This is a genomic window from Marinovum sp. 2_MG-2023 (genome assembly GCF_030548265.1).
In the GTDB taxonomy this organism is placed as follows: domain Bacteria; phylum Pseudomonadota; class Alphaproteobacteria; order Rhodobacterales; family Rhodobacteraceae; genus Marinovum.
In genome coordinates this window covers 1-13,805 of the sequence record NZ_JAUOSD010000004.1, presented here as the reverse complement: position 1 = coordinate 13,805, position 13,805 = coordinate 1, and the positions used below count along the sequence as shown (strand labels likewise).

Here is a 13,805-nt window from a genome sequence, read left to right as displayed (position 1 = left end):
TGTAAAACACCGAGCGCAAATTAGTCATAAGTTTTCGGGATTGGCCGCGTCTCTTCTGCTCAGCTCTGCATTCGTAAAATCAGTAGGCGACGGGCAATAATACCGTATGGAGGTTTCACGCAATGGAATTCCCGTTGGCGAATACCAGGCCTGTTGATCAATTATTGGAAGACCTAGTTGAGGAGCTTCAGGTGCCGTCCGGTCGGTATGAACAAGCTGAGCGCAGTTACAAGTCGCTCGGCGAGTGGTTGCACCGGCCGGACTCGACTGTTCGGGATGACAGTCCCGACGTATATGTGCAGGGTTCATTTCGGCTGGGTACTGCAATACGGCCCGCGTCAGACGAAGAAGACTATGACATCGATATGGTCTGCCGCCTCGATTGCGAGAAGTCGGCACTTACCCAGGCAGAGCTGAAACGTCGCGTTGGCGTCGAAGTCAAAGCCTATGCCCGGCGATATGGCATGAGCAAACCCGAAGACGGGCGCCGCTGCTGGACCCTGGTCTACGCAGATGGTGCACAGTTTCACATGGATGTCCTGCCTGCGGTGCCTGACTTCGAGAAGCGGCGCTATCTGAGTGAAGCGGGCCCCGCGCTTGCCCGACTGGGGGCAACCGCGCTCGCGATCACAGACAAGAAACACGACTGCTTCCGGCAGGAAGGTGGCCGCTGGCCGCGCAGCAATCCCAAAGGCTATGCGCTCTGGTTTCGCGATCGGATGGGCCAGGCGTTCAGGCGTCGTGCTCTGAACGAGGCGCGCAGGATGCAGGCCAGCGTTGAGGATGTTCCGGCATGGCGAGTGCGTACCCCGCTGCAGGGCGCCATTCAGATCCTTAAACGCCATCGCGATTTGATGTTCAGCGACCTGCCTGATGACAAGCCGATCTCCATCCTGATCACCACCCTTGCCGCACATGCCTATAACCAGGAAGAACGCCTCTCCGATGCGCTGTTCTCGATCCTTCACGGGATGGACCGGTATATCACCCGTCGCAATGGCGTGGACTGGGTCGAAAACCCAGCCGACCCCGAAGAGAACTTTGCTGACAAGTGGGAAGAGCACTCTGAGCGCCGGGGTGCATTCCATGAGTGGCTTCAGCAGGCCCGCGGTGATTTCGCATCGGCACATCAGGCGCTCACCGTAGACGGTGTCGGTGCCGTCCTAAGCGAACGCATGGGGCAGGCTCTGGTCGAACGAGCACTGGGGCGTCGCAATCCGGCCAAGAAACCGGGTGTTACCGCGCGGCTGGTCCGTGCGGCCAATCTTCTCCTTACGCCGGCCTATATGCGAAAGCCGCGATGGCCGCAGGCTGCGGAAGGTCGCGTGAATATTGGCGCTGCGATATTTACGCAGCAGGGTTTCAGGCCGCAGAGCTTCGTGAGCAACGGAGCGCCGCTTCCCAGAAATTGTAGCCTGCGCTTCGAGGCGGACACGACTGTGACCGGGCGTTTCAAGGTCTATTGGCAGGTCGTGAACACCGGGCGGGAAGCCGAGGATGCGGATTGCTTACGTGGGGGCTTTAGCCCGGACGCGGCGGTCCGGGGTGGTCTGACCCATTCTGAGAGCACCCTCTATCGGGGCCAGCACAGCATCGAGTGTTTCATTGTGAAAAATGGCAAACTGGCTGCGCGCAGCGGTCAGTTCATCGTGAATATTAGCTGATCCGGAGGCTTAAAACATGTCTTTCTGGCGAAAACACGGTGACCGGTTTCTCGATGGATTGATCACCTATGTCTTCCGGACCCCGTCCTGGCCTTCGAGATTGCTGCGTGCCGGAGGCGCATTGATTTTCGCCGGGCTGGGCGTCGGCGGGCTGGTCGGTGATCTCTCTTGGATCGATGCGGACCGCGTCGTGCGGCTGGCTGTGCAGGCGGATGGCGGCGGATTGTCGGTCCACTGGTCACAGGTCACCGTCTTCCTCGGCATTCTCCTCGCGGCTGCGGGGAGTGTCCTTGGTGTGATCGATCACATCGCTGACCGGCGGCAGCTCAGGAAGCAGAGTGTGGTTGTCCTAGAGCACCGCGGGCTGCACCAGACTGTTGATACCCCACTTGCCTCTGCCGTGCCGAAGCACCTGAAAGGCCGTATCGATCTCCTACCGGTCGACCACCGGCAGTCGACCTCAACGAGTCAGATCAGCAGTCCCGAAGACGCACTCTCACAGATTGCCGGGTTGCGGCAACAGCTTCGTCAGAAGCGTGATGCGGCGGGTCCTGGCAACGTCAGGTTGGTCTACGGTGGCATGGCTCCGGTTCCGCTGACGTTCCTGACCGGTATGATGGTTGGCAATGAAGCCGGTCTCACAGTGATGGACTGGGATCGTTTCGCAGAAAGGTGGCGTGAGCCCGATGGTGTGGATGACGGAGATCGCTTCACCGTAGCCGGACTTGAGGAGCTGCAAGACAAAACCACGGAGGTCGCATTGGCCGTCGCTGTTTCCTTCCCATCGGATGTGGATGGTATTCGGGCGACCCTCGGTGACATGCCGCTGATTCGCCTTGCTCTGCCAAGTCTAAGCACAACGGCGCACTGGTCTGCTGACAAACAATCAGCCATGTCGATAGATTTCACCGATCTCCTGGGCAATCTGATGGCGAAAGGTGTCAAACGCATTCACCTATTCATTGCGGCCCCCAACAGTGTCGTATTTTCTCTCGGTCGGCATCTTGATGACAGGCTGCATCCCGAGGTGCTGGTCTACCAGTACGAGCGCTCGGCATCGCCACCATTTCCATGGGCGGTGAAAATGCCGACCCATGGGCAGAGTGCCGCGCAAATCGTCAGAAGTGGCGCGATACCAATTCACGTCGCCATCACCTGACTATTTACTGGTGTCTTGCAGCGCGCAGGGAACAATTGGTCGAAGAGCATATCGGCTCAAAAGAGGAGCGCTACGGGCACCAAACTCCCGTGCGGAGCCCTCACCTACTGAAGGTCCCTTTCGGGTGTTGCTAGGCGCGGACAGTGCCGCTCTGCCACAAATCCGCTTCCCGCCCTTCATGTATTGACCCAGCGGAATCTGCTAAGGTTAAACCGCCAATTTGAATGCCTCGATAGGCGCACACATGTATAAGGCCCAAACGGCAGAGAAGTCGCGTGAGCGCCGAGTGCTGCCTGCCGTCGGGTCGCGGGCCTACATAGCGGAAGAAACGTTTTCAACGTAGTTCGTTCCCGTGCTCCACATCGTGCCAGTGCTTGTTCACGGGCAGTCTTGCGGCTTGCTTTATGATGTCGGAAACCCGCACGGGGCGAAAGTCCCATTGGTCGACGCCGACGTTCACACTGTTGCGGGAGCCAGGCCATTGGTCGTGAACATGGCCGAAGAGTTGCAAGGCACCCCGTCGAGCGCCGTTCCATGTGATCATCGGGTAGTGGCATAGGACGAGGCTTTGATCGCCGTCCTTGATCTCTGCCATGTACTCGGTGCTGGCCCAAGGTAGCGAAATCACCGCTTCATCATCGTGGTTGCCGATGATCAGGTGCTTGCGCCCAGGGAGGCTGTGAAACCAGCTTTCGAACTGTGCCGTATCCTCGGCGCGTCCGAACGCGAAATCCCCCAGAATCCATAGGTCATCGTCATGACGGACGCAGGCCTGGAAGTTTGCGATCAACGCGGCGTTCATCTCGGCTGTCGAGGCAAACGGGCGCTTGCAAAAGTCGATGATGCGATGATGGCCGAAGTGCAGGTCGGCCGAATACCAGTTGGCCAAATGCATGCCCTCCGCTTTCGTCTGAATCCGTCCCGGACATTGGCATGTGACTGCACAAAAGCCGAGGACCACTTTTGGTGTGGCGCGGGGGTTTCGATGCCGTTTGAAACCTTCGTTCCTCCGCCAATGTCCAATGTGAAATCGCCATCTGACATTCCGAGGGTAATGTAGGTTAAGTGTCAGAACTAATTGAGACTTCTTAGGTTAAAGTCCTCATATTCCCCTTGCAAGCTGCTCTGGGGCCTTCCTAGAATCGGTTCAGGTCGGGCAAGCGAACCCGGCTTGATCAGAAACGTTTGTTCCTACTGAAGGCTGCAAGATATGGACGCAGACAAAATGCGCCAGCAGATCGTGAAACTGCATCTCGGGATGTCCGGGACGACGATCACGGAGCTTGCTGAGAGTATCGGGTACAGTCGACCTGCGGTGTCGAACGTGTTGGCCGGTAGGAAGAGATCGCCGCAGATCGAAGCGGCAATCGCCGAGCGCACTGGGTTTCGCGCAGACGATCTGTGGCCTGCTGCGAGTGTAAGAAAAAAGGGAGGGCAGAAGGGATGATCTAGAAAAGAGAAAAGCCCCGAGAGCGGACTCTCAAGGGCCTTCATGTCGATTGGTCCCGACAACCTGAAGGTCTCTCGATTCCCCTCAAAAGTCAAGTCTGGCGGCCGGGTCACCTGACCCGATCGGTCGTGCTCGGCCGTCTTCCATCATTCGACAAGAGGATCGTGAGCGGTTCACCGTGGTCAGTATGACCCACGGCCGATCCCGCACACTGCAAAAACATGGAAAAAGAAATCTTCGTGGCCCCTCGGGCCAGCCGTGCAACGCGGAACCTTTCGGAACGCTCGAAGGCGCGAACCTATGTAGAGACTGGCGCTTTCCGACCTTATGGCGGTGAGAGCCAGAAAGTGAAATTTGACAGCCTTGGTGAGTTCGACGCTTTTGTCACGATCACCGCCACCTATCCTGTCGCTGACATGGTAGAGCAACCTCCAGCCATCGAGTACGTCGACGCAGAGGGTCGATCCAGACGCAAAGTGATCGACCAAGTTTATACCTTTGTTGATGGAACCACGTTTGCCGCCGAGGTGAAACCTGCGGCACGCGCCATGGCCCAGAACCTTGAAGAGCAGCTGAGCTTTGTGGCGGCGGCCATGCCGCCAGAGTTCGCCGAGACCTTGGTTCTGATCACCGAGGAGAATTACGACCAGTGGGAAGCCCTGAATGCGCGCCGCCTCTTGGCCTACAGGCGTGAAGACGATCCGGAAGCCGCGTCTATCATTGCAGGCTTGGCGGCCGAGCTTGAGCTGCCGGTTAAAATTCGCGATCTGATCGCGCGGGCTGCCATCGGGGGGAGGGCATGGCCTGAGGTCTTCAAGGCGATCTATGCTGGCGTACTGAGGCCCCTTGAGGACGGCATCATCGACCTCGAGATGCTGGTCGAAGGAGGCTCGAAATGAACGAGATCATTCGTCTGGAGCCATACTCGCAAATCCGCCATGGCGGCATAGCCAGCTTGGTCGTTGACCAAGGGCCTTTGGGGGTTACCGTCACGCGCGAAGTTGACGGAAATGTTGCTTTTGATGAGCTGACCTACGATGAGATCAACGATGGCCTGAGGACGGGTCATATCGTTGTACAGGACGGCTACCACAGCGAGGAGGCGGCGCGACAGCGAACCAAGTTCGGAGAGCAGGTCGTCTCCCAGTTGCCGCGCAAGCAACGCGGGAAGGTATTCTTCCGACAGACATGGTGCGATTTCTTTCTGGATGCCGAGGCGCGCGAAGAAATCGGACGGGATTGGAGGGACGTCGACGCTTGGATTCTCAAGGTCGCCCCGCAGATAGAGAAGCATATCCCTCAACCCGAAGGGCCTGCCCAGAAACGCAAGTACTGCGGCAAGAAACGCTCGCGAAACGAAATCGACCCGCCAAGCTCGTCGGCCCTATTGCGATGGGTGCGAAAGTACCAGGATGCAGGGCGTTCCGTTCTTGCGCTTATCGATAAGAGGCACTTGGCCGGTCGTACAAAGGTGAAATTCGGCCCAGAGAGTGCGGCACTGCTGCGGAAGTGCGCAGATCGTTATGCCAGCTTCAAACGCCCCTCCAAGAAAAGTGTCATTCGGCAGGCAAAGCGGGCGTTTCGGCTGGCCAATGCCTTTCGGGTAGACCGCGGCCTACCGGCTTTGGAAGTGCCGTCCGATAGTACCATCTACAGGGAGATCAACCGTCTCGAGCCCTATTACGTCATGTGCCAGCGCCAGGGGCTGGAGGCGGCCAACAGGCATTTTGCAATCATCGGAGAGGGCCTCAACGTCCTGCGTCCCGGAGAGCGGCTGGAGGTTGATGAGTGGAAGGTCGATCTGATCACCTTTTTCGCGGAAGCCGGCGTGTTCGGGCATCTGACCGAAGAACAGATCAAGGCGTTGCCGAAGGGGCGACGCTGGATCTACGTGGTGATCGATGTCCGAACGCGTCTGATCCTCTCGGTGAAGGTATGTGCTGCCCCCAACACTGAAGACGCGATTGCCGCGTTGGACCTTGCCACGCGCGACAAGTCTGAGTTGGCAAAGCTCTTCGGGTGCAAACTGCCCTTTTGGCCGGGGACTGGGTTCGAGACCGTTGCCTCTGACCAAGGCGTTGCCTTTGCGAACTTCGACTTCCGAGCTGCTGTGACTGACCTGCGTGGTACGGTCATGTTTCCTCCCGCGGGCGTGCCCAAGTTGCGTGGGCATGTCGAACGGTGTTTCCGGACCTTCGGTGTGGACCTGATGCAGTGCCTGAGTGCGCGCACATATTCGAACATCGTCGAAAAGGGCGACTTCAAACCTGAAGACTATGCGGCGCTTGCGGACGACGAGCTGACACGGATCTTGGTGCGCTTCGTTGTCGACGTGTACAACAACAAGCCACATGGAGGCCTTGGTGGACAGACGCCGCTGAATTGTTGGCGGGAGCTGTGCTCGACGGTCGGAAAACCTCGACAACCGGGCCGGTTCGAGCGCCTGGGTGCGTTCGGCCGGAAGTATACCCGGACCATTTCCGGGCGCGGTGTTCGATTTGCAAGTATCTTCTATACCTGCCAGACGGTGGAGGACTACTTCCTCTCCAACCCTGATCTCGAAGTCGAAATTCGGGTAGATCATGAAGACCTGGGGCTGATTGAGGTGCACCTTGATGGTGTATGGGTCGTGGCGCGCACCCGCGCAAAGGGGTTCGACGGCCTGTCTCTGGATCTTTGGACAGAAGCCTGCACCAACCTGCGGCGGCGTTTCGAGGCAGAGGCGGAGCTGACACAAGATGTCATCGATCAGGCTCTGGCCGATTTTTCGGAAGAGGACCGCGCAGCCTCGCAACGGCTCGGTATTTCCGCTCTCGCGCCGACACGGGCCGACGTCGAGCGTAATCGGCAGCAGCTTTGGCTTGGTCTGGATGTCGTTGCCGGGCACTGTCCTGCGGTTTCTAGAAAGAAGCGTGGGCTGCTGTCCGGCGTGATCCCCAAGGCCGAGAACGCGCTTCCGGCCCCCCTGACCGTTCTTCCATCGGAAGAGGACGTGGTCAGCACGCCTTCCTCACAACGGCCGCGGTGGCGCATGGAGGAGGGTGAATGACCCGCATCTCGCGCGAGGAGGTCAGCCACATCGTGGCTGACCTTGAAAGCCGCTTCATCGCTCATGACGCCTATCGTGACCTCCAAGATCAGATTGATGACATCTTTTATCGCCGTAAGGCGCACATGGCCGCCGGGCGGATGCCCGCGGAACGCGGCATCGTTGTTATCGGAAACGCCGGGGCCGGCAAGACGGTCAGCACCAAGCATGCTTTGGAGCAGCATCCCCAAATTTCGTATGGGTCGCCCCTGCGAGAAGCACTGACCGTTCGGCTTGAGACCGGTGCAACGATCAAAGGGGTCGGCGTCGATACTCTCGATGCGTTTGGATACGAGAGTAAGAGCGAGCGAAACGCGCATTCCATCTGGCAGCAGGTGATGCGCCAAGCCCGGGCGCATAAGACCTTGTTCTTTCACTTCGATGAGGCCCAGCACATCCTGAGATCCAAGTCGAAGCATGATCTGGACCAGGTCATGCTCGTGTGGAAATCTTGTCTGGAATACGCCACCTGGCCTGTCAGCCTGATCTTGAGTGGGACCTGCGAGCTCCTGGACCTGATCAATCGGGATGATCAGCTAAAGCGACGGTTTGAGCCCGTGCATTTCGCCCCGATGACATACGCCGCGCATGGGCATGAGGTTGGCAGTGTGCTGGAAGCCTATCTCTCGACAGCGAAGCTAGGACGAGGGCAGTCTTTTCAGGCTGCGTCCTCTGTTCAGCGTTTGCTGCATGCTTCCCGGTACGAGTTCGGGCTGACGACGCGTCTGATCATCGAGGCCATCAAGATCGCGTTGCTTGAGGGGAGTGCTTCGGTGGAACAAGCGCACTTTGCGACCGCCTATCGTAAGCAGAAAGGCTGTGTGGACGCATTGAACCCCTTCATCGTGGAGAGCTTCCGCGCCATCAACACCGGGCAGCTGTTGGGCGGCGCGGACCTCGAGGCGCCGCCAGTCAAGGCGAGGGGCGCGGCATGATCCGTCGCTTGCCGATCCTGGTAGCGTTGGTGCCGGGGGAAACCCCGGCGTCTTTCGCATCACGGCTGGCCTGGGCCAACGGCCTTTCTTTCGCATCGGAGTTTTGTGCTGATCAGGGTTTTGCGCTGCAGGCTCTTGCTGATGGCGAGGAGCGCGCGCTGTCCATCCTTGCTCAGCTTGGTGGTGTCGTTCGCGCCGAGCTCTTGCGAGGGCTCGTGGCCAAGACCTCGGCCGGTCAGTACCTGGTCGCCGGGCAACTTGTTGAGAAGCGGTGGATCACACGTAGACGGCTGAGGTTTTGCCCGAAGTGCGTGGCCGAAGACATTACGACGTCATCGGTGGATGGTGCCGCTCAAAAGTGCGTTTGGCACATCCCTTCGATCCGGGCCTGCCCGCAGCATGGATGCAGGCTCCACGAGGACGAGAGCTATTCGCATAGCCGGGGCCCACACGACTTTGCGGGCCGCATTCGCGACCTGGGGCTTGAGCCTGAGGAACTGGAACAACTGGTCGTTCCTCAGGCGCCGACCGGTCTGGAAAGTTATCTGGCTCGCAGAATGTCAGGTGAACGCCAAGACCGCTGGCTAGATGATCTGGGCTTCGGTGCCGTAGCACTCGGTGCCGAGATCCTGGGCATCGTGGACCTCTTCGGGGTTGGGGCGAAGCCGAAGTTCTTGTCGGAAGGCGACAAGAGCCAGGCAGGTGCGCGGGGCTTTGAAATCTTGTCGCGGGGTGAGCGCGGGCTGCGAGATTTGCTTGAGGCCATCCATTGTGACGCTGGATCGCCGGTCTCCCTGTCCCGCAGGCACTATGGCTGTCTGTTCAACTGGCTGGAGCAGTCACACGCGGATCAATATGAACCCTTGAGAGCCATCGTGCGGGATTTCATGGCGGAGACGTACCCCATTGGTGCAGGGGACATGCTCTTCGGCAAGCCGTGTGCCGGTCGGCGCGTCTACAGTGTCGAAGCTCTGCGTCGTGATCTGGGACTGGGATATCGTCAAACGTTGGAGCTGTTGCAGGCCAACGGCTTCCTGACTTCTGGTGGCGATGTCGGCAAGGGCGCGCTTCTCGATGCGCGGGCGCTGAAGCCAATCGTCGAGCGCTTCTCCGGGGTCATTTGCCAAGTTGCTGCGCAAAGAAGGGTCAATGCTCCCAGGGCTCAGTTCGATGCACTCGTTGCGGGCGGTATCCTGTCACCGATTGCCGGATCGCCCGTTGGGCGTCCCTATTACGACGAAGGCCAGCTTGATGCATTCCTCGCCAGCATCAAACCTCGCGTCGAATTGGGCGAAGGTGATGGCGGTGCGGAGCGCCTGGTCGGGATTCAGACGACCTGCCGGAAAGCCGTCGCAGGCGCGGCTGACGTTGTTCGCTTGATCCAGAAGGGGGCGCTGAAAACTGTCGCCAAGTCATCTGAGGAAAGTGGCTACTTGTCTGTGCGGCTGGACCCACAAGAGGTTGCCGAGGCGTTGCGTCTGCTCAAGCCAGAAGGCTACCTTCGGTCCACGCTAGCACGTTATCTGGGGATCAATGAAGCTGCCGTCCGGTATTTGGTGGAGGCGGGCCACCTGACGCAAGTTCGGGCACGGCACCCGCACTCACGGAAGTCGATCAAGGTTGTGACCTACGAATCCGTCGATTGTTTCCTGGACCGATATGTCCCCTGCAAACATCTTGCTGAATTCGAAGGCGAAGGCACGCGGAGTGTCGGTGATCAACTCGAAGCAATCGGGTTGAAGCCGCTGCCGTTGTCACCAGCGGGTAGGGGGCGTGTGTTTCTGCGCGCCGACGTGTCGCTGGGTCGACCGGAGCTAGAAAAGCGCTTGCGATCACTGCACCACGATAAGATAGCTTGGCCTGACCTGTGATGCTAAGTTTTCTCAATGGAGTGACCTGCGTTCCACCTGTCTAAGTCACTCGCGTAAGACACAGCATGGCGCTAGGAACTAATACAATGACAGACGCCGAACTTTTGACGATCGTGCAGAAGTGGAAGTGACATTAAGCCAAAGTGCACTGCGGCAGTCAGATATCTCCACTTTCTTACTGTGCTAAATGTTGGTGAGCGTTAGGTTCGATAAAATTGGAGGTGCCCGATTTTGAGAAATGATATCGCAAGTCAGGTCAATAGATTCAAATTTGAATTGTTGACCATGTCCGTTCAGGATGTTCGAGAATGGAATGCATTTGGCGACATTGATCTTGATGGGTTCTGCGAGAATCTTTGGGGTCATTCTGAACGCTCCCCAGGTCTCCAGACATCTAATGGATACCGGGCCGAAGACGATCCCACCTCGCCAATCAAAAAAGCGTTCGGCAGAACGGTGTCCCTGCGTCTGCAAAACCTTTCGCCGAGACGGCGAGAATGCGTTCTGAATATTTTTCATTTTGGAAGCAATGAGATAAAGGATGGATTGGACGCGGAGGTCAAGATTTAGATGGAGAGGCGCTCTCTCATCGAAGAGCTACACGCACTCATGGATGAAGATCCTGCCGCCGCTCTGGCACGAATTCGCGAGCTCGGAGATAGCCCTGAAGAAGCTTTTGCCTCCGCTGCCATCCTCATCGACTGTGGCGGGCACCTAGGCAACTCCATAGCCATTAACAGGGGCGTGGAAATACTGGAAGAGTTGCGCAAGAGCACCAAGCCGGACCCAGGCCTCGCCTATAACCTTGCCAATGGTTTGCAAACCCGCGCGCGGCTGATCTATGGGCCGCGCTCTCCCTATTTTGGCCAGTCTTTTGAGGACCACTTTCAAGCTAGAATTCGCTTCGGGGAGGCCGCTCGATCGCCACATGCACCGTTTGATTTGGCCTCTCAGGCGCTAACCAATATGGGTACGCTGTTGCAGGATACCTCACGTTGGATTGAGGCATTAGACCACTTTCGAGAAGCCCAATATGTCTGTCCGGAGAATGCCGTAGCAATGCTCAAAGAGCTCACGTTGCTTCAGCATCTTGGACAATTGTTCCAGTCAGACCCGCATAACTACCAGTATTACGGCCATATACCGACGATGGTCAATAGAATACGTATCCTCGCAGTAAACATTGAGCGTAACCTAGACACGCTTACCGCTTTCTCTGGGACAGCAGCGCTTACATTCGCGCAGCAGCAAATTGCGATGGCAAAAGCGCTTCCGTCCAGTTCTCAGGGACCGATCGAGAAGCCCTTTTTTCAGTTCGTCTCCAAGCATCAACTGGCGTTGTTTTTGCATTGCGGCGCGGAAGACTTTGACGCGGGGATTTTCGATGTGCTGACCATCCCGACCATTACGAGAACAATGGATGATGAAGATGGCGTACCGGAAATATATGCCATGCTGAACGTGATGAAGGCCGATTTTGCTTTTGCGCGGCAGGTCTACTTTGAGGTCCTAGAAGATGACACTGACACGCCCTACCTTGAAACTACGACTCACGGGGACACATTGGATTACGCGCTTTACGGGGTGCGCTATTCGGCACTGACCAGTGCGCAGCGCATCGCCTTCGACATCCTGGATAAAGTGGCAGTCGCCATCGCCTGTTATCTAAAAATGCCCAAGGCTCATAAGGTGAGCTTCGCAACACTCTGGGGGCGCATAGAAAAAGGCGGATCGTTTCGGTTTCACGATGAAATCGCTCGATGCCTTGCCAAGGGCAATTTCGGCCTGATAGCCCTACACAACATTTTCCATGATATGTCGAGTGATAATAGCCGAGGTGTCGGTATCATGGAGGCGCACAAGAGCTATCGAAATTCCTCCACACACCGTTTCACGGTGCTTCATGATTTTGGCAAGCAAGAACGCAAGTCCCCTTCGTTTGCAGTGGACCATCAGGACATCATGGAATTTGAGCGGATGACACTGGACTCACTGAAGCTTGCTCGCTCAGTGATATTCTACCTTGTGGACATGATCATGTTCGCGGAAGCGACGAGGCCAAAGCGCGATACTGACATCACAGTCCCAATGTCAGTTCCCGATCATGCGTACATTCGCGGCCGGTACGATTGAATCGAGACGGGAAAGGGAGCACATATCTTTGTTCGGTCATCCCAAAAAAAGGCATTGGAAAATGACCATAAAGTACTTCGCCTACGGTTCCAACATGCTCGAAGGACGCCTGCGACAACGCTGCCCGTCCGCGTGTGTGCTCGCCGTGTCACAGCTCAAGGGTTGGGCACTGTCCATGCATAAACGAAGTCAGGATGGATCGGGCAAGGCGACAATCGCTCCTTCTAGCGAACCGAGTACATCTGTTTTTGGCGTGCTCTACGAGATAGATAGTGACGACCTTGACCCGCTAGACCGCGCCGAAGGCCATGGACGTGGCTATAACCGGGTTTCGATCAAAGTTGCCATGGCCAGTTCTGGTGAGACCGTGACGGCGATCACATATCTCGCAGAAGAGGGCGCAATCGACTCGTCCCTCTACCCCTACAATTGGTATGTGAAGCTGATTGTGGCTGGAGCTAAAGAACATGCTCTGCCCCATGGCTACATCGAACAACTTTCCTGTATTCATGCGAAAGCAGACCCCGTACTGGCTCGACCAAGTCGGCGTCAGGCTCTTGCGCTGCTCAAAGAATGGGAAAACCGATGACCGTTGCCACACCCGACACCACCAAAATAGCTGGCGCGCAGACAGTTGCGGGCTGGAAAGCCCTCCGGACAAAGTTGGATGCTGCGCCATCCAAAGAGCTTTGGGAGGAAGCCTTTGAGGAATTCTATAGAGCTCGCCTTAAGACTCGATATTTTGATCCGGTCGAGACCTTGGAGAAGAATGCGACGCATAGTGGTGAAGGTTTTGCCATCGTCGCCATACTATGCTCGCTGATCGAGTTTCTTGAATCCACGTTGCAAGGAAAGACGTATCGCTACAGGCGCCGAAACGACCCGGTCCTGACAATCCACGAATATGAAAAAAGCGGAGCAATCTTCGAGAATTTTCTCGCGACGCGGGCCCCCTTCAGTGCTGTTTTTGACAAGAAATTGGCCAAGGACTTCTACACGAACGTCAGATGTGGGCTGCTCCACGAGGCACGGACTAAAGGTGGATGGCTGATACATACGGGTAAAGACACCGACCTGATGATCGACACTACCAAGAAGATCATCAATCGAAAGTGCCTACAGAAGGGCTTTGGCGAGTTCATAGATTCTTACAAAATTTCGTTGTTCGCCGATCAAACGCTCCAAGATGCCTTCAAAAGGAAAATGGACAGTCTGTGCATTGAATAGCAGACTGGCCCCTGTTTCTTTTTTTCGCCTAGACTAGCGCCTCAACAAGATCGTGATCCTGTAGAGGCTAGGTGCGACGAAGCTTGCAAACAGACCCAGCTCCTGTTGCGCCGTGCCTGGCTTTTAACCACCCACAAGTCAACTTCGGAACTGTGGGTACCAGGCGGATGAGGGAGAACGAAGTCGGTTGCGGGGCCATTCTTGACCTGCCCCCTGCTGGTCCCTCATTCATAATGAGAGTCTGCAGGTTGAATCTGGGTATTCGGCTTCCGCGTCTG

At 57.0% G+C, this 13,805-nt stretch carries 11 protein-coding genes; 10 read left to right on the top strand and 1 reads right to left on the bottom strand.

Features of this window, described 5'->3' with window-relative positions; genetic code table 11:
* Positions 1 to 122 precede the first annotated feature (122 nt).
* Both Q4577_RS06290 and Q4577_RS06285 read left to right on the top strand, forming a co-directional pair.
* On the top strand, positions 123 to 1,664 hold the full coding sequence (locus Q4577_RS06290) for a nucleotidyltransferase (RefSeq protein WP_303468837.1): 1,542 nt from the start codon (positions 123 to 125) through the stop codon (positions 1,662 to 1,664).
* Positions 1,665 to 1,680: 16 nt separating this feature from the next.
* Positions 1,681 to 2,823, top strand: coding sequence for an SAVED domain-containing protein (locus Q4577_RS06285; protein WP_303468835.1), 1,143 nt, complete (start codon positions 1,681 to 1,683; stop codon positions 2,821 to 2,823).
* Between the two features lie 334 nt (positions 2,824 to 3,157).
* On the opposite strand, the gene Q4577_RS06280 is transcribed toward Q4577_RS06285, so the two are convergent.
* Positions 3,158 to 3,712, bottom strand: a complete 555-nt coding sequence (locus Q4577_RS06280) for a metallophosphoesterase (RefSeq protein ID WP_336623646.1) — start codon at positions 3,710 to 3,712, stop codon at positions 3,158 to 3,160.
* Positions 3,713 to 4,033: 321 nt separating this feature from the next.
* On the opposite strand from Q4577_RS06280, the gene Q4577_RS23730 reads away from it, so the two are divergent.
* The 8 genes from Q4577_RS23730 (at position 4,034) to Q4577_RS06245 (ending at position 13,527) form a co-directional block, all read left to right on the top strand.
* A complete protein-coding gene (locus Q4577_RS23730; RefSeq protein WP_368397597.1) occupies positions 4,034 to 4,270 on the top strand; it encodes a helix-turn-helix domain-containing protein in 237 nt (78 codons plus the stop codon).
* Between the two features lie 224 nt (positions 4,271 to 4,494).
* A complete protein-coding gene (locus Q4577_RS06275; RefSeq protein ID WP_303468832.1) occupies positions 4,495 to 5,172 on the top strand; it encodes a hypothetical protein in 678 nt (225 codons plus the stop codon).
* A complete protein-coding gene (locus tag Q4577_RS06270) occupies positions 5,169 to 7,322 on the top strand; it encodes a hypothetical protein (RefSeq protein ID WP_303468831.1) in 2,154 nt (717 codons plus the stop codon). Before Q4577_RS06275 ends, Q4577_RS06270 begins: the two co-directional genes overlap by 4 nt.
* Positions 7,319 to 8,296, top strand: a complete 978-nt coding sequence (locus tag Q4577_RS06265) for a TniB family NTP-binding protein (RefSeq protein ID WP_066012250.1) — start codon at positions 7,319 to 7,321, stop codon at positions 8,294 to 8,296. Before Q4577_RS06270 ends, Q4577_RS06265 begins: the two co-directional genes overlap by 4 nt.
* A complete protein-coding gene (locus Q4577_RS06260) occupies positions 8,293 to 10,167 on the top strand; it encodes a TniQ family protein (protein WP_303468829.1) in 1,875 nt (624 codons plus the stop codon). The genes Q4577_RS06265 and Q4577_RS06260 overlap by 4 nt, the downstream gene beginning before the upstream one ends.
* Before the next feature lie 609 nt (positions 10,168 to 10,776).
* The gene (locus Q4577_RS06255) at positions 10,777 to 12,300 is read left to right on the top strand and encodes an LA2681 family HEPN domain-containing protein (RefSeq protein ID WP_303468827.1); all 1,524 of its coding nucleotides are present in this window, start codon (positions 10,777 to 10,779) and stop codon (positions 12,298 to 12,300) included.
* Positions 12,301 to 12,361: 61 nt separating this feature from the next.
* A complete protein-coding gene (locus Q4577_RS06250) occupies positions 12,362 to 12,889 on the top strand; it encodes a gamma-glutamylcyclotransferase family protein (RefSeq protein WP_303468826.1) in 528 nt (175 codons plus the stop codon).
* Complete coding sequence (locus tag Q4577_RS06245; protein ID WP_303468825.1) at positions 12,886 to 13,527, top strand: hypothetical protein; 642 nt, start codon at positions 12,886 to 12,888, stop codon at positions 13,525 to 13,527. Before Q4577_RS06250 ends, Q4577_RS06245 begins: the two co-directional genes overlap by 4 nt.
* The last annotated feature ends 278 nt before the right edge of the window (positions 13,528 to 13,805 follow it).